General features: G+C 47.3%; 17 protein-coding genes. 2 read left to right on the top strand and 15 right to left on the bottom strand.

Features of this window, described 5'->3' with window-relative positions:
* Nucleotides 1-398 precede the first annotated feature (398 nt).
* On the top strand, nucleotides 399-608 hold the full coding sequence (locus ACO0KZ_RS06125) for a cold-shock protein (protein WP_186891624.1): 210 nt from the start codon (nucleotides 399-401) through the stop codon (nucleotides 606-608).
* 873 nt (nucleotides 609-1,481) lie between these two features.
* Here the strand turns inward: ACO0KZ_RS06125 and ACO0KZ_RS06120 are convergent.
* Both ACO0KZ_RS06120 and ACO0KZ_RS06115 read right to left on the bottom strand, forming a co-directional pair.
* A complete protein-coding gene (locus ACO0KZ_RS06120) occupies nucleotides 1,482-1,913 on the bottom strand; it encodes a hypothetical protein (protein ID WP_422993789.1) in 432 nt (143 codons plus the stop codon).
* A 12-nt stretch (nucleotides 1,914-1,925) separates the two neighbouring features.
* Nucleotides 1,926-3,077 (bottom strand): hypothetical protein, encoded by a 1,152-nt coding sequence (locus ACO0KZ_RS06115; protein WP_422993787.1) that lies wholly within the window; start codon nucleotides 3,075-3,077, stop codon nucleotides 1,926-1,928.
* A 579-nt stretch (nucleotides 3,078-3,656) separates the two neighbouring features.
* Between ACO0KZ_RS06115 and ACO0KZ_RS06110 the strand changes: the two genes are divergently transcribed.
* Nucleotides 3,657-4,943 carry an amidohydrolase family protein gene (locus tag ACO0KZ_RS06110; protein WP_422993785.1) on the top strand — a complete coding sequence of 429 codons (1,287 nt, stop codon included), beginning with the start codon at nucleotides 3,657-3,659 and terminating at the stop codon, nucleotides 4,941-4,943.
* Between the two features lie 153 nt (nucleotides 4,944-5,096).
* Here the strand turns inward: ACO0KZ_RS06110 and ACO0KZ_RS06105 are convergent, their stop codons facing one another.
* The 13 genes from ACO0KZ_RS06105 to ACO0KZ_RS06045 form a co-directional block, all read right to left on the bottom strand.
* Nucleotides 5,097-5,951: a hypothetical protein gene (locus ACO0KZ_RS06105; RefSeq protein WP_422993783.1), complete on the bottom strand. Its 855-nt coding sequence runs from the start codon at nucleotides 5,949-5,951 to the stop codon at nucleotides 5,097-5,099.
* Between the two features lie 353 nt (nucleotides 5,952-6,304).
* Complete coding sequence (locus tag ACO0KZ_RS06100; RefSeq protein ID WP_422993781.1) at nucleotides 6,305-8,002, bottom strand: hypothetical protein; 1,698 nt, start codon at nucleotides 8,000-8,002, stop codon at nucleotides 6,305-6,307.
* A complete protein-coding gene (locus ACO0KZ_RS06095) occupies nucleotides 7,999-10,119 on the bottom strand; it encodes a hypothetical protein (protein ID WP_422993779.1) in 2,121 nt (706 codons plus the stop codon). The genes ACO0KZ_RS06100 and ACO0KZ_RS06095 overlap by 4 nt, the downstream gene beginning before the upstream one ends.
* Complete coding sequence (locus ACO0KZ_RS06090; protein WP_422993777.1) at nucleotides 10,103-11,221, bottom strand: hypothetical protein; 1,119 nt, start codon at nucleotides 11,219-11,221, stop codon at nucleotides 10,103-10,105. The genes ACO0KZ_RS06095 and ACO0KZ_RS06090 overlap by 17 nt, the downstream gene beginning before the upstream one ends.
* Nucleotides 11,218-12,102, bottom strand: coding sequence for a DUF58 domain-containing protein (locus tag ACO0KZ_RS06085; protein ID WP_422993775.1), 885 nt, complete (start codon nucleotides 12,100-12,102; stop codon nucleotides 11,218-11,220). Before ACO0KZ_RS06085 ends, ACO0KZ_RS06090 begins: the two co-directional genes overlap by 4 nt.
* Before the next feature lie 6 nt (nucleotides 12,103-12,108).
* On the bottom strand, nucleotides 12,109-13,113 hold the full coding sequence (locus tag ACO0KZ_RS06080; RefSeq protein WP_422993773.1) for an AAA family ATPase: 1,005 nt from the start codon (nucleotides 13,111-13,113) through the stop codon (nucleotides 12,109-12,111).
* Nucleotide 13,114: 1 nt separating this feature from the next.
* Nucleotides 13,115-13,735 (bottom strand): DUF4159 domain-containing protein, encoded by a 621-nt coding sequence (locus tag ACO0KZ_RS06075; RefSeq protein WP_422993771.1) that lies wholly within the window; start codon nucleotides 13,733-13,735, stop codon nucleotides 13,115-13,117.
* Nucleotides 13,736-13,877: 142 nt separating this feature from the next.
* Nucleotides 13,878-15,206 carry a TldD/PmbA family protein gene (locus tag ACO0KZ_RS06070; protein ID WP_422993769.1) on the bottom strand — a complete coding sequence of 443 codons (1,329 nt, stop codon included), beginning with the start codon at nucleotides 15,204-15,206 and terminating at the stop codon, nucleotides 13,878-13,880.
* A gap of 60 nt (nucleotides 15,207-15,266) precedes the next feature.
* Nucleotides 15,267-16,904, bottom strand: coding sequence for a TldD/PmbA family protein (locus ACO0KZ_RS06065; RefSeq protein WP_422993767.1), 1,638 nt, complete (start codon nucleotides 16,902-16,904; stop codon nucleotides 15,267-15,269).
* Nucleotides 16,905-16,966: 62 nt separating this feature from the next.
* Nucleotides 16,967-18,301, bottom strand: a complete 1,335-nt coding sequence (locus tag ACO0KZ_RS06060) for a TldD/PmbA family protein (protein ID WP_422993765.1) — start codon at nucleotides 18,299-18,301, stop codon at nucleotides 16,967-16,969.
* Nucleotides 18,302-18,321: 20 nt separating this feature from the next.
* The gene (locus ACO0KZ_RS06055; RefSeq protein WP_422993763.1) at nucleotides 18,322-19,959 is read right to left on the bottom strand and encodes a TldD/PmbA family protein; all 1,638 of its coding nucleotides are present in this window, start codon (nucleotides 19,957-19,959) and stop codon (nucleotides 18,322-18,324) included.
* A 389-nt stretch (nucleotides 19,960-20,348) separates the two neighbouring features.
* Nucleotides 20,349-24,023, bottom strand: a complete 3,675-nt coding sequence (locus tag ACO0KZ_RS06050; RefSeq protein ID WP_422993761.1) for an EAL domain-containing protein — start codon at nucleotides 24,021-24,023, stop codon at nucleotides 20,349-20,351.
* A gap of 189 nt (nucleotides 24,024-24,212) precedes the next feature.
* Nucleotides 24,213-25,223: an adenosine kinase gene (locus tag ACO0KZ_RS06045; protein ID WP_422993759.1), complete on the bottom strand. Its 1,011-nt coding sequence runs from the start codon at nucleotides 25,221-25,223 to the stop codon at nucleotides 24,213-24,215.
* Between the last annotated feature and the right edge of the window lie 39 nt (nucleotides 25,224-25,262).

Raw genomic sequence — 25,262 nt, 5'->3', positions numbered from 1 at the left:
GACGGATGAAATAGCGCAATCGCCCTATTATGAGGGAAAGTGAATGCATAAAGACAATAATGGCATATTTATCAAAGCCGTTTCAGCAATTTTCAGCATGTCTGCAACACGCTATTTATGAAAGCCGCACAATTTATTCTAAAAATTTCGAAAAATAAATTAGGTGATTTCGGAATAGTTGTGTATATTTCGGCTTGTACTTGCATCAGGTCGTTTTATTGTTGGTCCCAATTCCGCATGGCTGTTCTCTTCTAGTCGTTCTGTTTTATCTCCTTCGGTCTCATCTCTTGGTCTTAAGTGCCTAGCAGGCAATTTCGCCTATCGGCAATCTGTTCGCTCGCATGTTGGTTTTTTCGCAGCGAGAGCGTGGCCGCCATATTGAATTTAAAGGAAATAACATGAGCACTCAAACTGGAATCGTCAAATGGTTCAACGATGCTAAGGGCTTCGGCTTCATCACACCTGACGCTGGTGGCGCGGATTTATTCGCTCACTTTCAAGACATCCAATCTTCTGGTTTCAAAAGCCTGTCGGAAAATCAACGCGTTTCTTTCGAACGCAGCGCTAGTCCTAAGGGCGACAAAGCCAGCAATATTCAAATTTTGTAAGATTCGTCTATACAAAATTTTGTGAAAAACGCTGCATGAACATCACTAGTTTTACCGTTAAGCATCGTTCAGAATGAGCTTATTTATGGGGCACCATTACCGGTTATGCACACTATGCAGATAGCATAGGTGGATAAAACCCCGCAAAGATTTCGTTCGAAAAGCAAGCGCTGATTGTGCCAGGTGATAGCACAATAGCCGCACAAACTGGTTCTAACCGGCCGATACCACCACACAGATAGTGTGGGGCGTAGGAAAATGGTTTAGCCAGGCGACGCCGCCATCTTGAATATTTCAAGGTGGACGGCAAGTTCGCTGAAAGACAATTTAACAAAATAAGAAAATCATTTGTGCTTCCGATACAGGCAACGCGACTCACGTGCGCTTTGCATATCGGATATTGCAGCAAATAATTCGTTAGCCCAGATTTTCCATGAGGATTTGAGATGATGGCGGATGCACTTTTTGAGGCAGTTTTTGCGTGAATGAGGCGCTAATAGCTAGCTATTAGCGACGAAGAACGCGAAAAATGACCAAAAGTGCGACGCCAACACTCAAATAGCGTCGAAGACGCGCCAAATAGAAAATTTGGGTTAGATTGCACTATCAAAATTGTGATCAGATTTTGATGGCTACCTAATTCAGACAGGTACACCACGCAGATAGCATGGGTGCCAGAACAGCTGATAGCACCTGACAGATAGTCTTGGCTAGTAGTGGATTACGCAATACATGAAGAGCCCGCCTTTGGTGGGCTTTTTGCATTGTGGATTTGATTTTGTATCCGTTCCGTTGCCGACGAAGCGATCAAAAAAAACGGCAACCGATCTTTTGGCTGCCGCGATATTTCAAATCATATGGCTCGTGGATTACTCAGTGCTTGAGCACTTTCACAGTCTTGTTCACTTTCGATGAATCGATATACGCGATTGCGCCGGGAGTACTGGCGACGAACTTTAGGATTTCATCGTCACTGGCTAATTCTTTTGGTGGCTTTGCACCGCCGGTAAAGATCTGCCGCGCCCATTGCGCCTTCAATTGAGCAGGGTTTTTCTTGAGTAGTTTGTTGCCAAATTCCTCTCGGACTGCGCCTTCTTTTTGATCAATAGGCGTCGCCTCGGTACCGTTTGAGAAAGTCTTGGTCTGTCCCAAGAAAATCTTTGCAATCTGTTCTTCATCAATGCTGGCTGAATTCGCTGGATTGACGATCACCACCACATCAGCCGACGCTGTTTGATTTAACCCAAACAGCGCAAGCACAGAAAAACCCGCTGTTAACATTTTTTTTGATAGGGAAAAGTTCATGATCTTCTCCCATTAAAATGTAAAGTCGTAAGAGACGGTGGCCAACTTGCGCGTGTTATCTGTGCCGTTTAAGAAATCCCAGCGACTGCGATCAAGCTGAACTTTCAAAGCACTACTGTCGCTCAGTTGGTAACGCACGCTCAAACCTATATTTCGATCGACTTCTTCTGCAGCACCTTTTGCACTAAACGCATTCAATCGACTTATAGTCACCATAGGCAAGAAATTACCGAAGCGATAACCGGCACCCAACAAATAACCGCGATAACTACCACGCGCAGGGGCTGCGTTGACACGCGAGAATTCGCTGCGTACGACCAGGTCATCTCTATCTACGTTCAATGACAGGGAAGAATAAGTTTGAGGAGAAGATTTGCCAAAAACCGCAGGATCAGGTGAGAATTGTTCTAATCCCTTAGGGCCAAGACGCAAACGGCGTTGCTGAGATTTATTAATGGCAGCCCTTGCCGTGAACCAATCACGGTTGATTTCCAAATCGATCCCATACATACGATCCCAATGGATATCGACGCGGGAGGGATCGCCTAATTTCGCGATAGGGACTTCCTTAGAATGTTCTTGTCCAATGTACGCCGTAGACTTAACCGCCCAGCCGCCAATGTCGTCGCGGAAGGTGAGATTTGCGCCGTTATAATTCACGACAGGCCAGCCATAAACATCAGGCGGAACACGTGCCCAATTGTAAGCGAACGCCACATCTTGAAAATCAGAATAGAAGAAAAGAGGCAAACGTTTGCGCCCCACTTGCAAGGTCAACTTGGGGCTGAGGTTATAACTAAAAAATGCCTGCTCGATACCGAGATCAGCATCTCCGGCCGCGTGGCGTGCCATCACCTGACCTGTAAACGAAAAGTTATCGCTAAAGCTTGCGACTCCCTGCAAACCCAAGCGAGACTCAGGCGTCAAGGTCCAACGCGACTCATACACGCTGCCATGGGAATAGTCAGCGATGTAACAAGGACATTTCCATTTGCTGTTATCGGGAAAGCCAGTCTCAACACCGGTCGAGCTAAATACCTTACCTGCGCTAATGTTACCGAATCCCGAATACGTAAAATCAACTGCATAGCTGATATTACAGAGACCACCTACACTCAACATCGCAAGAACGCGACATAAGTTAACCACCTTTGATCTAGCCATTTTCTATCCTCCAGTTATTGGGAATTATTGAAGCAGCGAACACGGGGTCATCACGCTTTTTCTATTTTTACCTGATTCTCAGGCACAAAAATCGTAGCGCTCGGTTAGCGCTCTTTTAGCGCTAAAGTGCTCAATTTGTTATAGAAACAGGCGTTGATGGATTTAAGTATAGGCGCGTACTGAAAAGACTTCATGCAAATAGGCAAGATTCCAAGTTGAAAAAATACAAAAAGCAACACTTTATTGTGGGCAATAGCAAAGCTTGTTTTTTTAAATTGCTTGAAATATTTATGATTTTCATAATCGCCAGTTTCGCAACATAAATGAGTCTGCATCTAAATAAATTATTTGGATCGTATGCATCGGTTCATCGGCTTTAGCCCTTGTGCAAGTTCAATCACAAGCTCCGTTTCTTTATGCAACCATGACATGTGCAGAACTTCGTGATCAGACACATCATGTGTTGGTCAAGCACATCAATTCAAGCAAACAAATTTGACCGCCAGCAGCGCAGGCAGGATACTGAGCAGCTGCCAAAAACTATCTGTCTGGCAATTAAAATAATCTTCGGAGTCCTAGATGAAATCCCCCCTTTATACTTCTTTATTCGCAGCCGCTCTGAGCTTGGCTGGTAACGCTATTGCTGCTGATGTGCTTATTTCTGCGGGCAATATGCTGGATGTACGCAGCGGCAAAATGATTGCCAATCCTCAGATTCTGGTCAGAGACGGCCGCATCGTCAGCGTCGTTAGTGCCAAGGCCGGAGCTGCCGCTACGACCAATAAAGATACGCAAAAAATTGATCTGCCTGGTATGACCTTAGTGCCTGGATTAATCGACATGCACGTGCATTTGGATTCTGATCCCACTTATGGCGGCTACAGCAATCTGCAATTTGGTGATCGCTTTTGGTCGGTCTTGACGGTGCCACATGCGAGCCGCACTTTGAATGCAGGCTTTACGACTGTGCGCAATGTTGGTGCCGATGCTTGGAATGACGTTGGTCTGCGTCAGGCGATTGACGAAGGCAAGATTCCTGGTCCGCGCGTCGTTACTGCCGCCTACTCTTTTGGTGCGACCGGTGGTCATTGCGATTCGACTTTCTTTCCACCCTCGATGAATCAACAAAGCCCATACAACGCGGATAGTCCTGAAGAGGGCCGTAAGCGCGTACGTGAGTTACGCAAATACGGCGCGCAGGTCATCAAAATTTGCGCAACCGGTGGCGTGTTCTCGCACAACACCGAACCTGGTCAACAACAAATGAGTTTGAAAGACATGACCGCGATTGCTGAAGAAGCTCATCAATGGGGTCTGCGCGTCGCAGCCCACGCACATGGCACCTCAGGCATTAAAGATGCGATCCGTGCCGGCGTCGATACGATAGAACATGCGAGCTTGATCGATGATGAAGGTATCGCACTAGCGAAAAAGCATGGCGCGTACTTGTCTATGGATATCTACAACACAGACTACACCCAATCGGAAGGCAAAAAGAACGGCGTGCTGGAAGACAATCTGCGTAAGGATAGAGAAATCGCCGACGTACAACGCGAAGGCTTCCGCCGCGCCCATGCCGCAGGTGTGAAGATGGTATACGGCACTGATGCTGGTATTTATCCACACGGCGACAACGCCAAACAATTCGCCACCATGGTGAAATACGGCATGACGCCAGTACAAGCCATTCAGGCCGCCACGATCAATGCCGCAGAAGCGTTGTCGAGCAAAGACGTAGGCATACTCGAAGCAGGCCGCTTTGCTGATATGGTGGCGGTGGCGGGTGATCCTAGTAAGGATGTACGTCTATTAGAAAACGTCGCGGTGGTGATTAAGGGCGGGGTTGTGGTGAAAAGTGCGAAGTAAGCTACTGATCGCTGCTTAACCTATTGTGACAAGGATTTGGGTCAAGTGGTTTTGACCCAAATTTGGTTTGATGCTGTGATATGGAGGTTTGCGCCTGTCAGATTAGATATTGGCAATTACAAAGATCATGACGCTACCTTACTTTGACTGCCATCACTTAGCTATCGATGCAGAGGAAGCATTTGCCTCTACCTTGTCAACTGGTTTTCTAAAATCAAGTACGAGTGTGGTTACCAAAGACTTCATTTGCTTCCACTCAGATAAAAGACTACGTCGAAAAATAATGTTGACCCACGCTTTAAGATTCGGATCTAATTGAAAAAATAAATCACATGGTGCCGCTGCATGGCTAACCTTGCTGCAAGTAATAAAGCCAACAAGCTTACCTTGAGCATTGCGCTCGATAAAGACGTCTTTATCAAAGGAATCAGCAACAATTATTTTTTTAGTATTCGCTTCTACGACAACATGTGTATAGATATCCAAGTCGAACTGCTTAGTCATTTGATGCTCTACTTTTGACACATTCTCTTCCATGTATCCTGCAAACGTACGCTCTAAACCCAAACCATCACCAAAATTTTTACCAGTAGTAATCCCGACATATATCCATGGTGTATTGTAGATATTAAAACTCTGTTTATTTTCCCTAAGCTCTTCGCTCGACAAACCCACCATGTCTGGAAATCTCACATTAAAACCAAAGCTGACCAATTTGGAATGATGATCACGCGCAGGTACAGGCCCCTCACGTTTGCTCCAACCTGGGTCGCCTTCATATTCAACAAAATTAGCGAAGTGTCTAGGAATGGTAACGGGCATACCTCCCAAGTCCCCCACAGCATCGACACGAGAAAAACGGGCCTCATCCATAACGGCGGGTACAAAAGGATTCACTTTTAAAGTATCGGAAGACTCAAATGACATAGCTGCAAACACTAAAACAAAGATCACTACAAAGCCTGAAATAACAAATACTTTTTTACTTCCTAATTTCACGAGTTTCATTTTCTTACCAATCGTATTGAAAAACTGAACCAATATAGATCAGCATGACGTCTGACCTATTAATTCTCCAAGAATTAGACTTCAGCTCCGGGTCGCCTTGATCAGCTATTTCAAATTAGTTTCACATCGATACACTAGCTCTTTCCACAGCATACTATCAAACCCGCATTACGGATCTGGATGAGCTTAAGGTAAAAAGGTGGATAATCTGACTCGGCTCTTGGTGGTTCTTGATGGTTCATGCTAAGTATGTCGGTCGCTGGTATTGATTCCCAAGTCCATGACCTTATAGTAATATCAATTTTTCATCAATAGCGATCGATAAATTCTTGTTGATCGCTTGTCTGAATAGTTCATGCACGCTGTTCGCGCCACCACAACATCAACATCAAAGCGATCAAACCCAAAACCCAGGGCCATTTTTCTGTTGTTTGTTGCGATGCTTGCTTAGATTCATTTTTCAATGCTGTGTTAGCGACAAACGCGGTGGTTGCGTCACGGCGCTGTGCCTTTTTCCATGCTGGCCAGTCTTGGTTTTGATAAACGTAGAAGGCACCGCTGGCAGTAGCTTTGTTGTCGCTTTGCGTTTGCCATTCTTGCCAACCAGCTTTGCTTGGAATGAATGCCGTGCATAATGCATCTGCTTTATCCGCCGCCGCTTGCAAATGTTGGCGTGAATTTTGTGAAAGTAGGATCAAATCTTGTGATGGTAAACCTTGGCTACAGACACGCATGCGTTGACCGATTTGTGGCATAGCTTGCTCGGACTGCACACGCCAGTCCTGATTTTTTTCTACTTGCGCCAGATCCAGAATATCTTGCCACCACAAGCTTAAGGCATCTGGGGCGCTTATTTTGTAGCGGTGCCAGTCGGCGACTGCGAGCCAGATTATTTGCCCTTTTTTCCAACTGCGCTGCGCTAACCATGGGCGGTCTGCAGGTTGACGCCAGTCCTGACTTTGCTTGATTTGCGGGACTAGTGAAGTAGGACTCAAACTCATCAGAGAGTTAATGGCTAGCTCTTTATCCGAAGGGGTCGGCGATATGCGCAGCCCTATTTCTCGCTGCCATACATTGCTGTCGCGGGCATTGGCACCGAGTATGATCAGTGCACTGCCCTGCGCGACTTGTTGTAAGAGCTGCGTGCGTGCAATAGCACTCATCTGTTCAAAGTTAGCAGCGTCTTGTATCACTAAGTCTGGTGCTTGCTTATTCTGCATATTGCGCTCTGATTCATTATTCTCGGACGAACGGCTGCCATTCGCATTTACAGCGTCGTCTTTAGTCTCGGAGCGAGTGACAGTTTTACCTAATCTGGTTTGCCAATCTAATTTAGCCTGGCTTTGAGTGAATAATTCATTCAAAGTTTGCGTATCGAAAGAGGGAGCGGCGAAACGTGCCTGTACGTTGAGACTTTGTGCAGGTGTGACTTCTAAAGGGACGGGACCTTGCTCGATTAGCTGGTTTTTGCTATCGAGCAAACGTGCTTGCAATACCATGCGCTCTGCAACGGGTGGCAACCAGTTCAAGCGCAGTCGTTTTTCCTTACCACGAGCCTCGGCTAATACGGTCTGATTCTCCGCAAGCAATTGCAGACGCCATTCGCCTTGCACCTGTTCACGCTCTGCGGCGAGATTGAACATGCGACCTTGCGCTAACTGCATAGGAAAATCTAAACGGACAATTTCTGTCGTCTTTTGCTTTTCAGTTTGCGCTAACCATTGCACAGGAATACGCGGCAAGTCTTGCCATTGCGCCTCGTTCAAGCCATCGCCTTTGAGTTGTGCGCTCTGTGCTTTGCTCATGTCTAACGCTAACTGCGCCATGTTCAAGTGGCTATCATCACTGTCGATTACAACAACTTTGTCACCCGCCAGCATGCGCGGATCTAGAATCAAAACGGCAATGCATACAGCAGCGCAGCTAATCAACAGCGCATCCAAAATTTGCCTCTTGCGCCAATAATAAAAAACAGAGACTCCGGCAATGACGAATAGGACTAAGAGCAAAATCAACTGCCAATTTGATAAAGAAAAGTCTAATTCACTCATGGCTGTTTTCCATTCGCTGATGGCGGCTGCTTGTTTTGTAAAGACGCTTCCCACGCTTTATCAAAGGCACTGTTTTGCTTAGGTTTTAAAACGCTACGACCTTGCAAAATCAGCTCTGCATGCGATATACCCTGACGTATCCATGCCGCTAAGGCGGGGCGGCAAGTCGCACAACCATCAATCACATCTTGTATCGCTGCCTGTGCTGCAAGTCGTTGTTCTTCGTTGTTGATTTGTTCCGCAATCCAATCACGTGCTGTTTTTGACCACAGCGCTGGCAAACTGTCTTGACGCTGCAAGGTGATCAATAGATTACGAATAGCTTCTGGCACAATAACTGCGGCCTCATTTTGTTTTTTGCTCGTATTTTTCAAATCTAAAACATCGCCGCTCATGCGCTTTTCTTCTTTGATCGCGGGCGGTGTAAATGCAGCTTTGTGTAGATAAATTCGGTCTGCTTGTTGCAATTGCTTGATGGCTTCTAAGGCCTTATTTTCTGGTGCTAATGCGCTGGCTGGCGTAATAGCTCGCAGAGATTTTTCTGCATCCCACATTGCAGCCAGAGCGCGTCTTAAGATCTTCTTAGTCGCTTCATCAAATAAAGTCGCATTCTCTTCTTGATCGTGAGCGTGCCCATATTGGGCGGCTAAATCGACGGGTGCGCTATCGCCCTTCTTCCCATGCCCATCGTGGTCAGAATGATCTCCGTGATCACCGTCGTCATCAGCAAACAGGCTCGATTCTTCACCCAAGAATTTTCCATAGCGTCTTCTTAACGCACCCTGATCACCAGCGATCATTTCGCTACGCGTACGGATCAAATTAGGATTTAATTTTGGATTAGCTTTGATATCGGCCAGTAGTTGTTCGGTGTCGATAATAATCTGACGCTGGCTACGCAAGGACTCTACTTTGACCATCATGGGCAGTGCCAAGCTTTCTTCTGCCGCGGCGTCGGGTGACGGCAGACGTAAAGTGTAGGTCGGTGAGCGTGTAATGTGCGGATTCTTGTCGGCATTGTCGGTCGCACGAACGAAGAAATACAGCTCGTCACCAGGCTCCATCCCCAATTCACTTAATGACCATAGTTTATCCCACTCGCGCAGCTTACTGTCTTTGCCTTGCGGGACTGGCATTTCCTTGTCGCTGAAACGAATATTTTCGCCGCTACCGCGAGCTAAGGTCATGTGCATACTGGCTTGCGTAATTTGATAGTCATCCGTGATACGCAATGCGATGCGGACTTGTTTTGCATCCTGCGCCAGCACCTGCACCATGTCGGTCGGCGTTGTGATTTTGATTTGCGGTGCCTGATCTAACTGCACTTTGAGTACGATACGGGTCTTAGCTGCATCGGCACTCCAACTCCAGAATACGGTTTCACTTGCCTGCCATTCCGCGCAATGCACTTCGCCACGTTGAACAAAAATCAGCGTTTGTCCGTTACTTAAATGAATACTCAGCGCTTCTTTAGCGCTCTCGGCGCTTGACGGCGTTGCCATGCACCAGCGCACTTGACTATTTTCCGGAATTTGCATTTCTTTTGGTGCGCTCGTGAAAGCAGGCAGCTTGGTGTAAGCCGGTGGTGTCACATGCACACTCAATGCTGAATGGTGTTGTAAGCTTGGCTTAGCTTTGATTTCGTTTATCAGCGAACCATCTTTAAGTGCAGTCGTTTGAGCTGGTACGAAAAACCATGCCACTGAAAGCAAACAACTGAGAATAATCAAACTACGTGGAAAAGATAAATACCGTCTCGCCAGATGGCGACAAGCGGCGTCATTAAATGCATGTTCAATCTTCTGAGAGAGGCGAGCCCTTTGCAATTGTGCGACGGAGCTTAATGCTGCGGTATCAACATCGCTTGCTAGCAGATGCATACTGTCTTCCAACTCAGGAAAACTGGCGTTACTCCAACTGATCCAATGCGCGTCTATATGTTTTTTTGTCCACCAAGAATATAAGACAGCTGCGACCAACTCCATTAACACCGGTAAGAGCTGGCGCAAAATGATCCAGGGCGCGACTATTGCTATCCATGCCGGAAAACTATACAAACTGGCAGCACGCCACAATTTAGCCGTTACACGACGGCGAACTTCAGCGACGTCCGACATGGGTCAATATCCGTTCTAAGGCGAAAATACACAACAGTAAAACCAGCAAAACATCGCGCGTGTTTTCTTGCTGCTGCAGTGGTATGGCGTTCTTACTCGCGGGCAGAGTGAACGAAGTCGCCGGATAATCCTGTACCTTCAAACTCATCACTTGCCAGGCTTCGAATAGTTTTTTTGCGTTTTGTCGGTCATTTAGACTTATAGGCCAATCACTGCCGCTCTGCATTAACCAATAACGGCTCTCAGCAGTTTTGAATTGTTTAATAAAAGTCTTACCGTCTGCCAGCGATTGCAAGCCAGGGTGTTTCTCTTCCGTTGCCTGATCATTGACGATACCGGCACTTGAACTTAACCACCAAAGATGCGCTTTTGAATTCGTTTTCCAGTTTTGCGGAACCGCCTGCGTGCTATCCCAAATCACTAATTCAGTCTGCGCGTCCGGCGCTTGCTGCCAGACATAATTGTGATCAGCGCGACCAGCCGCCGCAAACGCCGTGAACATATGCTGCCATGCTGCGGCTCTGTCGCTGTGCAAGGCGATGTAGTGATCTGCCGGCTTAGTTTTTTCCTGCTTGTTGGCATTTGAAGGCGGCCGTACTTTTACTTCCAAAGCCTGCGCCAATTGTGGGCTTTGTGCATTGAGTCTAATCTGGTTCGCATCGCCCAAGACCAAGAGTCGTGCCGATTCTTTCCACCAGCTTTGATGTTGTTCCAGCCAATATAGGATCTGTGTACTTTGGATATCGCAACTGATGTTGGCGCAAAAACTCATACGCTTAGCATCCTGCATTTTGCTGGCATTGATCTGTTGCTCTACCCAAGCACTATCACTGCCAGACGCAATCAACACCGTGTCACCGCGCCAACGCATAAAGATACTCGCCAGATAAGCGATCGCGATCAACAGTAACAGGCAACGCAAAATGAGTAATAGCCACGCTTGCCAGCGCCAGACTTGCACCATGTGCGGACTGGCCGCAGCTAGAAATTTTGCAGTCGCTAAACTTTGACGCAGCGAACTCTCACGCTTTTGGCGTAACCACATGATCGGAAGAATAATCAGCGGCAGTAATAGCCACCAGTAAGCAGACATACTACTCATGCGCGTCCCGCCAATCTTAGCCAGTCACGCAAGACTTTGCCTATATCTTGCTCTATACATGCGGCAAGATAAGGAATATTCACTTGGCGACATTGCTGTGCGACGTTCGCAAAGTGTGCCTCCAGTGCGGTCTTATAGTCGGCTCGGCTGCTATCCGATATCTTTACCAGATTGTCTGGCTGTTCGGGATCAACATAGGCGACATCAGTCGAAAAACTGGCGTTACGCTCCGCTTGCGTCTGCAAACATAGCGCACGTACATCGTGCTGCATTTGACGCAGGCGGATCAGGTTCTCCGAACTGGACGAAGGCCATTCAAGGAAATCACTGACAGCGAATATCAAGCTAGGCGCACGGGCGAAATGCAGCTGAGATTTCACCATAGCGGCATCGGGCAAAGCGCCTTGTGCCTGCGTTTGATTGAGCTGCGCCATGACGCGATGGAGCTGTCGCGGTCCGCGTGACGCGGGTGTGATTTGTAGTCTAGCGTTTTGAGCGACGAGTAAGCCAAATGCATCACCCTGACGTTGCGCTACCGCTGCCAGACAAGCCAAGATAGCACGCGCGAAATGTAATTTGGTCACACCGGGATATTGATAGCTAGGCTCTGCCATCGATGCGCTGGCATCTAGCCACAACCAGATCGCAACATGACTATCGCGCTCGGCCTCACGCACATAATAGCGATCATTACGTGCCAACAATTTCCAATCGACACGACGCCATTCATCGCCAGGCGCATAGGCGCGGTATTCAGAAAATTCGACACCAGCACCGCGTTCACGTCCGGCATGCAAACCATGACCTAAACCCGCCAATACATGACGAATGATCAAATCAAGGTCTTGGCTGTGCACCAATAGAGCGGCGGTATTCAACATTTTTGCTTAATCTATCTTGATCTGCTCACGCAAAGCCTGCAAGATATCGGCGATAGCAACACCATCTGCCTCCGCTTCAAAATTGCGCAAGACACGATGCGCTAGCACCGGCAATAGCATTGCCGCCATATCTTCGCGCGTCACCGCCAGACGGCCATGCATCAATGCACGTGCTTTCGATGCCAACACCAAAGCCTGACCTGCACGTGGGCCAGCGCCCCAGCCCACATGTTTCCGCACGCTCTCAACCTGGGTCAATTGTGGACGCGTCGCGCGTATCAGACGGGTCGCATAACGAACTAAGTGTTCACCGACTTCGATGTCGCGCACCAAGGCTTGTAGGCGTAACAGCGAGGCGACATCCATCGCACTGACTGCATCACCTATGCCAGCATGCGTGGTACGCTCTACCATCAGCATTTCTTCATCCTCGCTCGGATAGCCAACGTCGATACGCAATAAGAAACGATCCAACTGCGCTTCTGGTAAAGGATAAGTTCCGGCTTGTTCGATCGGATTTTGCGTGGCCAACACGAAGAAAGGTTTTGGCAAACGGTGCGTATGGCCAGCGAAAGTCACACAGCGCTCTTGCATCGCTTCCAATAGAGCCGATTGCGTTTTCGGTGGTGCGCGGTTGATTTCATCAGCCAATAAAACTTGGGTAAATACAGGTCCTTTTTGGAAGCGAAATACGCGCTGACGTGTCGTGGTATCTTCTTCTAAAATCTCTGTGCCGACAATATCTGATGGCATCAGATCAGGCGTAAATTGTACGCGGCGAAATTCCAAATCAGTGGCTTGGGCTAATGATTTCACCAGCAAAGTTTTGCCCAATCCGGGTACACCTTCAACCAATGCGTGACCACCGGCTAACAGACAAATGACCAAAGATTCAATCACGTCTTTTTGACCAATAATCACCTGTGACATGCTCTCGGTAAGCGCGTGTACTTTGCCGCTGAGATCGCTGATTTCCTGCTCGTTCCAACTCGCTTGCACATTCGACTGCATACTACGCTCCTAAGGCATACTGAATAATATTCACCGCAAAACGGGTGTTATCTACCGCTAAAAAACGTTTGTTCCTGAAATCATAATCCCACTCACAGCCATAATCTTTATTGCTGTAGAGTAGACGAATACGTCCGTTTATTTCTATCGCTTTGAGATAATCATGTACCAAATCATCGCCCCAGCCATTCAATTCCACAGTGGTATTGGGCGGTCCATCAAATCTAAAAAAACTGGTGTAGAGTGGATGCGTATTAGGAATCTTTTTTAAAGCTTTAGTTCCAAATATCTTTGCGATTTCCGCTTCGAATGATTTGGCGAACAAGCCATCAATATCGTGATTGCAATCATCGACAAATAAAAAGCCACCGCCCTTGATATAACGTTCCAGGTGTTTTCGCTCTATTGGACTTAATTGCACCAGCTTATGTCCCGCCATATAGCAAAATGGCGCTTCCAACATTTTGGGATCGGATAAAGCAAGCACCCGTTCCACCGTATCAACCCGAAGCGTGGTGTATTCCACCAACGAATTTAAGACATTGCTAGGCATGCGAATATCCACATCCCAATCGCCGGAGTCATACATTAAACGGGTGAAATAGAAGTCGTAATTGCTCATGCGGAGAGGGAAGTAAAAATGAAGCTAGAACCGTCATGCCGGGCTTGATCCGGCATCCATGTTTCAATCACGAATGACACTAATAACATGGATACCGGGTCAAGCCCGGTATGACATTATCGGCTTTGGTTTCTCTAAAACTTTATACCGCATCCGACAAAGAAGTGAAATTAAAATCACGCAATTTCATTGCAGGCACCACCGATTTGCGACCATCACCGAAAACCTGTGTCTTACCCAGGTCATCGATATTGTTTAACATGGTCACTGGACTTTCATTGAAACGGAAATTTTTAACCGGGTGTTTAACCTTGCCATTCTCGATATAGAAAGTGCCGTCACGCGTTAAGCCGGTTACCAATAAGGATTGTGGATCGACCGAGCGGATATACCAAGTGCGCGTGACCAAGATGCCTTTTTTGGTGGACGCAATCAATTCTTCCGTGGACTTGGTGCCACCCGCCATAATCGTATTGCCAGCACGACCTTTGGCGGCTACACCTTGTTTCTTCGCCCAGAAATTCGAATACTGCAACGACTCGATCTTGCCGTTCTTAACAATAGAACTGCGTTCGCGCGCTTGCATAGACGCGCCATCCCAAGGATTGACAGGTGCATCCGCATTCCACGGATCAGTCCAGATATTGACCTGTTCATCAAACATTTTTTCACCAAGACGATTGCCGCCGCCTTTTTTAGAAAGGAAGCTACGTCCTTCATCAGCCTGACGCGCATCAAAGGCATTAAACATGAAATTCAAAATATCTGACGAGGCCGCTGGCTCCAACACCACTGTATAGCGACCTGGCTCTAAAGCCTTAGCATCGACCGAACGTATGGCTTTTTCAATCGCGACTTCGGAAGCTTCACGCGGATCAAACAAGCGAGCGTCATTCGCGGTACGCGTCACCCAACCGGAACCACGACCATCTTCGGTACGTGCGGTGCAGCTGAAACTCAGGTTAGAGGATTCTTGAAAGCCAAATACGCCGTTTGAATTAGCGATCACTTCAAAACCCAAGGTGTCCAAGAAAAATCCTGCTGCAACCAGCTTATTCTTTTTCGCCAGGCTGATACTTTGCAATGCGACCTCAGCACGATAATCGGGATCAATCGCTGCTGTTTGTTCGAAGTAAGTTGGCGTCGCTTTGAATTCTTGCTTAGAAGCAGCAGGCATAAACTCTGGATTTTCAGGTGCCAAGCGTGCGATATCTTCGGCGCGACGCACTGCTTTTTCCAAGGATTTATCATCAAACTCATTAATGGTGGCAGTGCCCTGACGCTTGCCAAAAGCAACACTGACTGACAACTGCGTATCTTGATTCAAACCCGCAGTCGATACGCTATTTTGTGCGTAACGAATATTACCAGCACGTGTTCCTTGTATCGAGACACGACATTCATCTGCCTTGGAAAAACCGATTACACGATCGCAAATACGTTTTGCTTCTTCCTGAGTCATCATTTTCATCTTATCGTCCTTATTTATTTTATGCCGCTGTTATGCTGATAAATGCCATGGGCAAGTACCTCAAGCAATTTTACGCGCTGTATTGATCACATTAATACCGTTGAAGCGAGCAGTAGAGGAGCCATGTGAGACCGCACTGACTTGACTCGGCTGACCTTTACCATCAAAGAAAGAGCCTCCCATACGCCAGTCACGCTCATCACAAATCGCGCTACAGCTATTCCAAAATTCCTGGGTATTCGATTGGTAAGCGACATCTTCAACCGGACCAATAATTTTGCCGTTTTTAATTTCGAAAAAGAGCTGGCCGCCGAATTGGAAGTTATAGCGCTGTTGATCAATCGAGTAAGAACCGCGACCCAGGATATAAATCCCTTTCTTCACGTCTTTCACCATTTCATCCGGTGTCAGTTGCGCTTTGCCTGCTGCTAAAGAGACATTCGGCATACGTTGGAATTGCACACTGCTCCAGCTATCAGCATAGGAGCAACCATGTGATTCTTTTTCATCAATGATGTGCGCCTGATCGCGTGTCGCTTGGTAATTAACCAAGACGCCGTCTTTGATAATATCCCAACGCTTTGCTGGAACGCCTTCGTCATCGTACCCAACTGCTCCAAGAGAACCCGGTGTAGTTTTATCAGCGAAAAAATTGACGCGATCAGCACCAAACTTAAAGTTCTTACTGCGCCATTTGTCCAGCGTCGCAAAACTAGTTCCCGCGTAATTTGCTTCATAACCGAGAACACGATCCAACTCGGTTGGATGACCGACAGATTCATGTATCGTTAAGAATAAATGTTCTGGACTCAGAACCAAATCATACTTACCTGGCTCGACCGACTTAGCGGAAAGTTTTTCACGCGCCTGACGACCTGCTTCACGCGCTTCTTCTATGACATCCAGCGAGTGTTTATACAAGCTAGCCACACCACCGGCCGCCATGACTTTATCCATAGGATTGACATCGAAGAATTCAAAGCCCATACCCACTGGAGACGACAGACTTTCGCGAGTACGGAATTTGTTAGTCGCTTTATCAACGGCGATCGCTGTCATCGGTGCCCACAAGCGATGTATGTCTTGATCTATATAAGAACCATCGGTCGAAGCAAAATATTTTTCCTGATTTACCTGGAATAAATTCGACTGCATAAAATTCGCGCCAGCTTCCAAGCCTGCTTTGTTCGCTGCGATCAACATATCGGCTTTTTCTTTGACGGGAATCGTACGCCAGTCTTTTTTGAATAGCGTGGCCCAAGCGACTTCACCTACACCTTTTACTGGTGCCAGGATCAGCGGTTCGGTCTGCAACTTAGCATTCGCCTTAGCGATTGCTACCGCCTGACGCGCCATACTCACCACCGCATCAACAGAAAGATCATTGGTAGAGGCAAAACCATAAGCACCACCAGCAATCACACGCACGCCGACGCCCATCGATTCACTATTGACGATATTTTCAACACGCAAATCACGGGTGGTAATGAATTGATTCACGTAACGCCCTATGCGCACGTCGCAATAACTGGCACCCGCCTGGGTCGCAGCACTCATTGCCGCATCTGCTAAAGATTTTTTGAAGGCATTACCAACTGGGTTCATCAGCGCTTCGGCAGCGATTGCGTTGCCATAAACCGGGATCATCATACTGCCGGCGGCGATGCCACTGATCTTTAAAAAGCTACGTCTTTCCATAGCAACTCCTGAATAAATAGAGAAAACTTACCGTAACTAATTCCGTTCGCAATCTGTACCGGTTAAACCGCATCCGACAAGGAAGTAAAATTGAAATCTCTTACTTTCATCGGTGGTATCAACATTTGATACGGTACTTCATCACCAGCGATCACCACCGGCTTACCGATTTCTTCGATGTTGTTCAGCATAGTCACAGGACTCTCATTGAAACGGAAATTTTTGATCGGATACATGATCTTGCCGTTCTCAATATAGAAAGTGCCGTCGCGCGTTAAGCCAGTCAATAACACTGATTGCGGATCGACCATACGGATGTACCAAGTACGCGTAACTAGCACGCCCTTCTTAGTATTCGCTATCAACTCTGCCGTGGTTTTATCAGTGCCTGCCATAATCATATTGCCGTGGCCAGCCAGCGGATCACGCTTTTGTTTTTGTGCCCAGAAGCGAGAATACTCCAAAGCATTCACGCGACCGTTTTTAATCACTTCGGTGCGTTGACGTGGCAACATCGAACCATCCCAAGGCAGGACGGCAACTTCAGGATGCCATGGGTCGGCCCAAATATTGACTTGCTCATCGAACAGCTTTTCGCCGAGGCGATTACCACCGCCTTTTTTAGATAAGAAACTACGTCCCTCATCGGCTTGACGCGCATCGAAGCCACCGAGCATATTGCCGATCAAATCGGACGTTGCAGCGGGTTCCAAAATCACGGTATAACGACCTGGCTCTAAGGCCTTTGCATTCACCGAGCGCAGCGCTTTCTCGATTGCTACGTCAGCCGCTTCGCGTGCATCAAAACGTGCAGCATCACCGATAGAACGTTTAACCCAACCGGAACCACGACCATCTTCAGTGCGCACGGTACAAGTAAAATCCAGGCCAGTTTCTTGCTGATAACCGAATACGCCATTCGAATTGGCAATGCTGGAAAAACTGCTGTTATCGGTAAAAAATCCTGCTGCTACCAAATTCTTTTTGCGGCAGGCTTCTATCGTGTAAGCCGCTAATTCAGCACGAAAATCAGGATCAATCGCGGCTGTCTTTGGACTGAATGTGGCTGAGGCTTTGTAATCTTGCTTGCCTACTGCTGGCATGAATTCAGGATTTTCCGGTGCTAGGCGAGCCAAATCTTCTGCCCTGCGTACCACTTTCTCCAATGATTTTTCATCAAATTCATTGATAGTTGCGATCCCTTGTTTTTTGCCATATGCCACGGACACGACCAATTGCGTATCGCTAACGGCACCAGAGGTCGATACCGCATTACGCGCGAAACGAATATTTCCGGTATTACTACCGCCCAGTTGCACATTGCATTCATCTGCTTTGGATATGCTCAAGACTTTATTGCAAATCGCTTGCGCTTCTTGTTGACTCAGTAGTTTCATGATCAAGCTCCCTTAAGCCATTAAGCAATTTTGCGTGCAGTGTTGATCACATTAATACCATTAAAACGTGTGGTACTAGAACCGTGCGATACCGCGCTCGATTGCGAAGGCTGACCTTTACCATCAAAGAAAGAGCCGCCCATGCGCCAGTCGCGCTCGTCACAAGTGGCGCTACAGGCATTCCAAAATTCTTGTGTATTCGACTGGTAGGCGACGTCTTCTAATTGCTCACCGATCTTGCCGTTCTTAATTTCAAAGAACATCTGACCGCCGAACTGGAAGTTATAACGCTGTTGATCGATAGAGAAGGAACCATCACCGATGATATAAATCCCTTTCTTCACATCCTTGATCATTTCATCTGGCGTCAGGCGCTTTTTGCCTGCTTCCAATGAAATATTTGGCATGCGCTGGAATTGCACACTGCTCCAGTTGTCGGCATAAGAACAGCCATGCGATTCAGTTTGACCCAGCATATGCACCTGATCACGAGTAGCTTGGTAGTTGACCAAGATGCCGTCTTTAATAATGTCCCAACGTTTCGTCTTCACGCCTTCATCATCGTAACCGACACCACCAAGTGAACCTTGCGTGGTTTTTTCGGCGATGATGTTGACGTTGTTGGAACCGTATTTGAATTTCTTGCTTTCCCATTTATCGATGGTCGCAAAACTGGTACCAGCGAAGTTCGCTTCATAGCCGAGTACGCGATCCAATTCAGTCGGATGACCAACTGACTCGTGAATCGTCAACCACATATGTTCAGGGCTCAATACCAGATCATACTTACCTGGCACGACTGATTTTGCTGTCAATTTTTGTTTGGCGCTAGCGCCGCAGGCACGCGCATCCGCAATCAGATCATAGGAATGTTTGTACAGGGTTGCGACGCCACCAGCCGCTTTGATCTTGTCTTCTGGGCGCGCATCTAAATATTCATAACCCATACCGACTGGCGCGGAAAGCCCCTGACGTGAACGGAATTTGTTAGTTTTTTGATCCACCGCGGTCGCTGTGATCGGCATCCACAAACGATGCACGTCTTGATCGATATAGGAACCATCCGTGGAAGCGAAGTATTTTTGCTGGTTAACCTGGAACATCACTGATTGCATGAAATTAGCACCACCTTCCATACCCGCTTTATTCGCTGCAATCAACAGATCAACTTTTTCTTGAATCGGAACGATGCGCCAGTCTTTCTTGATCGGCGTTGCCCAACTAACCTCACCCACGCCTTTCACTGGGGCTAACTGCAACGGCGCTGTTTGTAATTTACTATTCGCTTTCGCAATCGCAACTGCTTGACGCGCTGCGGCAGCGACGCTGTCAGGCGACATATCATTGGTGGCGGCAAAACCGTACGCACCGTTCGCGACGACGCGGATACCAACACCCGCCGATTCGGTATTTGCCACGTTTTCCACGTTCAAATCTCGTGTAGAAATAAATTGGTTCAAGTAACGGCCAATACGCACGTCACAGTAGCTAGCACCAGCGCCGGTTGCGGCATTCAAGGCGACATCGGCCAAGCTCTTGCGAAATTGATTCGACACTGGCTTTAATAATTCTTCGACTTCGATCGCCCGGGCAAATGCGGGCATCAATAAACCACCTAGCGCGGCGCCACCTAAATGAAGAAAATCACGTCTTTGCATTTTGTCTCCTGAATTATCGGTTAAAGTCTTCTTACCAAGTTTCATCGTGGTGTGGCTATCGGGGGGCTAAGCCGAACCTAGTAGGCCGACCCGATAAGGCATAGATACCACTTGATTTTACTTGGGACGAATTGATACTAATGGTTTAAGACTAGTGCAGGGAAAATAAGTTCCGCACGAGTAGCGGAATAGATACGGTGAATTGGAGCACTTGAGAACTCTACTTGAGCAATGATTGACGAAATGACTTTCCCTATCATTAATCATGCTCAGATTAAAAGGCTTATTCAAACAGCTTGGTAGAGTGCGTTGTAATGGTCTGTGCTGTTCAAACCTGAGTATCGATTAGAAGTCGTAGAGGTGCGCAGGCCGCCCTACTTTACTATTATCTAGTCTGAATACGCTTGCCGTGCAAAAGCTTCGAACTGTGCGAGTGGCAGAGGCTTGCTATATAGGTAGCCTTGATAAGCACGGCAACCTTGCTCTTGTAAAAAGGCTTTTTGCGCTAAAGTTTCTACGCCTTCAGCGACTACACTCAGCCCCAGGCTTTCCGCCAACACAATCACCATTTTTGAAATCGCAGCGTCGTTCGGGTCGATTAAGATATCCCGCACAAAACTTTGATCAATTTTCAACTGATCTAATGGCAATCGCTTCAAATACGAGAGTGAGGAATAGCCGGTGCCAAAATCATCAAGGGAGAAACTCACGCCCCGTTTCTTTAGCTGCGACATTTTGTCGATGACGTCTTCGATATTCGAAATCGAAAATCCTTCAGTGAGCTCTAGTTTCAAGCGACGGGGATTTGCGCCAGTGAGTTCCAACACATCTTCCATTTGATCAACAAAATTTTTCTGATGAAATTGGCTAGGGCTAACGTTCACCGCTATGGTTAGATCGGCAAACTCTGGTTGGCTCGCCCAACTTGCTAATTGATGCGTTGCGACATTCAATACCCAATAACCGAGAATCGCGATCAGGCCAGTATCTTCTGCAATCGGAATAAACTCGGCAGGTGAAATCATGCCGCGTACCGGATGATGCCAGCGGATTAAGACTTCCGCCGCGAATAAACGGCCCTCATCGTTAAACTGCGCCTGATAGTACAATTCAAACTGATCGTTCATCATCGCTTCGCGTAAATCTTCTTCCAGTTCCGCACGCTGCGTCACCATCGCCTGCATTTTGGGATCAAAGAATCGTATGGTATTTCGACCCGCCGCTTTCGCTTGATACATGGCGAGATCAGCGCGTTTTAAAGGTTCGGAAATAGTTTCTACTTTTTCGCCAAATAAGGTAATGCCAATACTGGGCGAACTATGATGTTCATTCACACCTAACCAGTAGGTTTGGTTCAATTCAGAAAGAATCTTGATAGCGACTGTCTCTGCATGATTTGCGGCGTCGAAAGAATACTCGTCAAGATTTTCTAACATAACGACAAACTCATCACCGCCCAAGCGCGCCACGGTATCTCCCTCACGCGTACAACTATTCAAGCGCTCTGCGACTTGCTGCAACAAACGATCGCCCTGATCATGCCCTAGAGTGTCATTCAAGGTCTTGAAATTATCTAGATCAATAAACAACAGCGCGCCTTTACGCTGATGCCGATTACTCGATGCCAAGGCCTGTTCCAATCTATCCATCAACAGGCGGCGATTTGGCAGTTGCGTCAAGGGATCATAAAACGCCAGATTACGAATCTCATCTTCAGCCGATTTACGTAAAGTGATATCGTTAAAAGTACCGACGTAATGGGTAATGACGCCTTGCTCATCGGTGACGCTAGAAATATTGATCCAAGCGGGAAACATATCCCCATTTTTTCGCTGATCCAGAACTTCGCCTTGCCAGGAACCACGCTCGCGAATACTGCTTTGCATGGCAGCGTAAGCCATTTCATTCTTAAATTGCTCATTGAAGAAGTGCGGCGGCGCCCCCACCACATCGTCTGCAGTAAATCCGGTGATTTGATTAAAAGATTGGTTCGTACGCAGAATATTCCACGCTGCGTCGGTGACAAACATGCCTTCTTGCGATTCAAAAGCGGTTGCCGCTATCCTCTGCGATTCAGCATGGCGCTTAGAAGCAGTGATATCGTGCCAGGCAACATAGACCGAGGGCTCGCCATCAAAATCGATTAAAGCACCTTGACCCATGACATCAATCACGCTGCCATCGATTTTAATAAATTTCATTTCGAAATTCTGATCGCGTCCACCCACTTCATTCATGGACTTAATCCGGGTTTGTATCAAATGATGGTTATCGGGATGCATAATGTCCCGGATCGAACGGCCAATCAATTGATCAGCGGATTCAGCACCAAGCATACGTATCGCCGAAGCATTCACATAAACCAGGCGACTTTTGCGATGGACGTTAATTCCCTCTGGCGACCACTCAACCAAGGTTCTGTGCCGTTCTTCGCTTGCATGCAAGGCATCCTCAACCCGCTTACGCGCTGAAATGTCTCGCACGCTTGCCTGAATCAAGGTCTTTCCATCAAGCTCAACCCGGTTTAACAAGACTTCAGCATCAAAATAGTCACCGTTATCCAAACGCCGATGCATCCACTCAAAGCTATGCTGTCCCTGATCACGCGCCAAGAAAATGTAATCGCGCGCCAAGCTACCAGAGCTGATCCCATTTTTTTGAAATGTCGGAGACAAATCAGAAGGTTTGCACTGAAGCAAATCTTCTTTATCCTGCGCACCAAACAGACTGATTGCGGCGGGATTGCAATCGATCATACGATCAGCATCCATCACCATCACTGCGTTGGCAGTAGCATTAAACAAGGTCAGGTGACGCGCCTCAGACCACGCCAGTTCCTGACTGCGGTGTGCGACTTGAGCTTCTAATAACTCTCGGGCATTTTGTACTGCATCAGCCATGCCATTAAATGCTTCGGACAAAACACGAATTTCACGTGACTCCGCAACAGTCTCAGGTACTCGGACCGCCAACTCGCCATCCCCTAATTTCTTAGCGACATCGGCTAATAAGTCCAGTGGACGGGTCAAACGGCGCGAGGCGAGATAAATCAGGTTGAGTGCCAGCAAAGTAATTAATGTGCCTGCGATCAGCAAGAAATTTAGGCCTTCAGGGAGACCGGAGAGAACTTCTGATTTACGAACGCTGTGTACCAAGTTCCAAGTGGCTTGTGTCCCCAATCTCAACTGGCGATAAACCACAATAAACTCATCACCTACTTGATTTGTTTGTAGTAAAACTTTTTCAACACCACTACCCGGTGCCACATCTAACAATTGATTTTGTGTTTGCTGCAGTATAGGAAAACGCATCAATAAATTGGCGTTGCTATCGTACAGTAAAGTGCTATCGCTTTGGTGATGCAAACCCGTTGCTAGCGCGATGTCGGCGCTGAACATCTGTTCCCAATTGAGCACGGCAATCAACCACAATTTGGTGGGCAGTTGCGCATTCAAAGGATTTCCATTTAAATTGAAAGTAGACACTGGAGGCTGCGCTGAACTCGTAAGATTGATCTCGCGTACGACGATCAGTTCTCGATTGCCACCTGGGCGCATCCAGCTGGTGATACGACATGGCACGGATAGCTGCTGGCACTGAGTTGTAAAACCCGTGTCAAACAATGCAGTTTGTGACTCTGCATCCAGACTGCTAGCAAGAATGAAAGTGCGTTCAGGATCAAGCAACATCAAACGGCTAAAACGTCGTGGATAGGCGCGTTCCTGACGTTTCAATATTGCTTGCATGGAGTTGGCTAAATTCGCCATTACGTCTTGCCCTGTTCTCTGCGATGGCTGCGCCAAGAAAGCTTGTTGCAACTCAGCGCTTTCCGCTATCAACAAAGCATCGCCACTTGCCTGTTGCAACTCACGCGAAATCATATCGCGTTGCAAGTCCACTTTCACGCTTAGCATTTGCATCACTGCATCGAGTCTCTGCTGACTAGCTCCGACCAAACCGAGCGCACTCCAACCAAAGTACCAAAGGACAAACAGAATACCCAACGACGCAATTAATACTGCGGCGAAATAGCCTGTCATCCGGTTAGAAAATGAAGCAAACATAGACTGCGTTGTACTCTGTGGTTGTTCTTTGTGATTGAGCGGGTAGCGTCGAGGTGGAAACTTTTGCACAAGCTGAAAGCCGCTTTAGCGCAGACTCTCTGATGCAGACAAACTTCATTTATCTGCATCGAAATTCGGCATCAAAATTAAGGCGCTGAAACTCAGGTACCAAAATTGATGCCGCAATATTTAGGCACCGAAAAAATCTGCCCTCAGAACATGGTGTTGTGCCGCTTGCAAACGAGGACCATACTGTGTAACTACCTGAGCGGCGGCTTGGTTAGCAAACGCTGCTGCTTGCCCAAAATTGTGAGCTTGGCTCAAAGCAAATAAGAACGCACCGGCAAACATATCACCGGCACCATTGGTATCGATAGGTTCGACCTTAGGCGCAGCAACCTGTATCAGTTGTTCACCATCAAATACAAAAGCACCGTCAGCACCGCAAGTGATGGCAAATCGCTTAGCGTACTTCTGCAAACCCAAACAGGCTTGTTCGAAATCGTCGGTTTGAATAAATCCCAAAGCCTCATCCCTGTTGCAGAAAATCAAATCAACCTGCTCACCTATCATTTCTAGCAAACCATCCCGGAAAAACTGCACCATGGCCGGATCAGACAAACTTAAGGCAACTTGAGTTCCATGTTCTTGAGCATGTTCACGCAATTTAATCGCTGCGGCTCTGCCTGTCACAGAAGTCACCAAGTAACCTTCAATATAGACATAGTTCGCTTCTGGTACTGCAGTAAAATCAATTTCATTCACAGACAATTGTTCACTAATGCCCAAGTAGGTGTTCATAGTACGCTCAGCATCTGGCGTAATCATTACCAGGCACTTACCTGTGGTTCCTGCGGGAGGCGTGATGTGAGAGGGCGTAGTTACGCCTGCCGCCTGCATGTCATTCAAATAAAAAGCGCCATTCTCATCGGCCGCAACTTTGCAAGAGTAAAAATTCTGGCAACCAAAATAGCTAGCAGCAATAATCGTATTTGCCGCCGATCCACCACTGGCACGTTTTGATGCGACCAGGTGGTGATCTAAGGCTGCGATCAATTCTTTTTGGCGCGCCTCATCGACCAAAGTCATCACACCTTTATCAACTTGCATATGCTTTAAGTCAGCGTCATCCAAGGTGATTTCGGTATCAACCAAGGCGGCACCCAGGCCATAAATGTCATACTTTTTTTTCATCATCATCTTTTAATAAAATACCAATAAGGTACTTAGGTTCAAGGT

Origin of the sequence: Undibacterium sp. Di24W (assembly GCF_049340325.1) — a bacterium.
In the GTDB taxonomy this organism is placed as follows: Bacteria; Pseudomonadota; Gammaproteobacteria; order Burkholderiales; family Burkholderiaceae_D; genus Undibacterium.
Note: the sequence above shows the minus strand (reverse complement) of the source record. Positions and strands in the feature narration are given on the sequence as shown.

What these genes read in the sequence shown, in the direction of transcription:
- ACO0KZ_RS06075 (WP_422993771.1), bottom strand. Translation starts at nt 13,735, where the DNA reads ATGAGCAATTACGACTTCTATTTCACCCGTTTAATGTATGACTCCGGC.
- ACO0KZ_RS06055 (WP_422993763.1), bottom strand. Translation starts at nt 19,959, where the DNA reads ATGCAAAGACGTGATTTTCTTCATTTAGGTGGCGCCGCGCTAGGTGGT.
- ACO0KZ_RS06080 (WP_422993773.1), bottom strand. Translation starts at nt 13,113, where the DNA reads ATGCAGTCGAATGTGCAAGCGAGTTGGAACGAGCAGGAAATCAGCGAT.
- ACO0KZ_RS06120 (WP_422993789.1), bottom strand. Translation starts at nt 1,913, where the DNA reads ATGAACTTTTCCCTATCAAAAAAAATGTTAACAGCGGGTTTTTCTGTG.
- ACO0KZ_RS06105 (WP_422993783.1), bottom strand. Translation starts at nt 5,951, where the DNA reads ATGAAACTCGTGAAATTAGGAAGTAAAAAAGTATTTGTTATTTCAGGC.
- ACO0KZ_RS06090 (WP_422993777.1), bottom strand. Translation starts at nt 11,221, where the DNA reads ATGAGTAGTATGTCTGCTTACTGGTGGCTATTACTGCCGCTGATTATT.
- ACO0KZ_RS06065 (WP_422993767.1), bottom strand. Translation starts at nt 16,904, where the DNA reads ATGGAAAGACGTAGCTTTTTAAAGATCAGTGGCATCGCCGCCGGCAGT.
- ACO0KZ_RS06085 (WP_422993775.1), bottom strand. Translation starts at nt 12,102, where the DNA reads ATGTTGAATACCGCCGCTCTATTGGTGCACAGCCAAGACCTTGATTTG.
- ACO0KZ_RS06125 (WP_186891624.1), top strand. Translation starts at nt 399, where the DNA reads ATGAGCACTCAAACTGGAATCGTCAAATGGTTCAACGATGCTAAGGGC.
- ACO0KZ_RS06060 (WP_422993765.1), bottom strand. Translation starts at nt 18,301, where the DNA reads ATGAAACTACTGAGTCAACAAGAAGCGCAAGCGATTTGCAATAAAGTC.
- ACO0KZ_RS06050 (WP_422993761.1), bottom strand. Translation starts at nt 24,023, where the DNA reads ATGTTTGCTTCATTTTCTAACCGGATGACAGGCTATTTCGCCGCAGTA.
- ACO0KZ_RS06095 (WP_422993779.1), bottom strand. Translation starts at nt 10,119, where the DNA reads ATGTCGGACGTCGCTGAAGTTCGCCGTCGTGTAACGGCTAAATTGTGG.
- ACO0KZ_RS06110 (WP_422993785.1), top strand. Translation starts at nt 3,657, where the DNA reads ATGAAATCCCCCCTTTATACTTCTTTATTCGCAGCCGCTCTGAGCTTG.
- ACO0KZ_RS06070 (WP_422993769.1), bottom strand. Translation starts at nt 15,206, where the DNA reads ATGAAAATGATGACTCAGGAAGAAGCAAAACGTATTTGCGATCGTGTA.
- ACO0KZ_RS06045 (WP_422993759.1), bottom strand. Translation starts at nt 25,223, where the DNA reads ATGATGATGAAAAAAAAGTATGACATTTATGGCCTGGGTGCCGCCTTG.
- ACO0KZ_RS06100 (WP_422993781.1), bottom strand. Translation starts at nt 8,002, where the DNA reads ATGAGTGAATTAGACTTTTCTTTATCAAATTGGCAGTTGATTTTGCTC.
- ACO0KZ_RS06115 (WP_422993787.1), bottom strand. Translation starts at nt 3,077, where the DNA reads ATGGCTAGATCAAAGGTGGTTAACTTATGTCGCGTTCTTGCGATGTTG.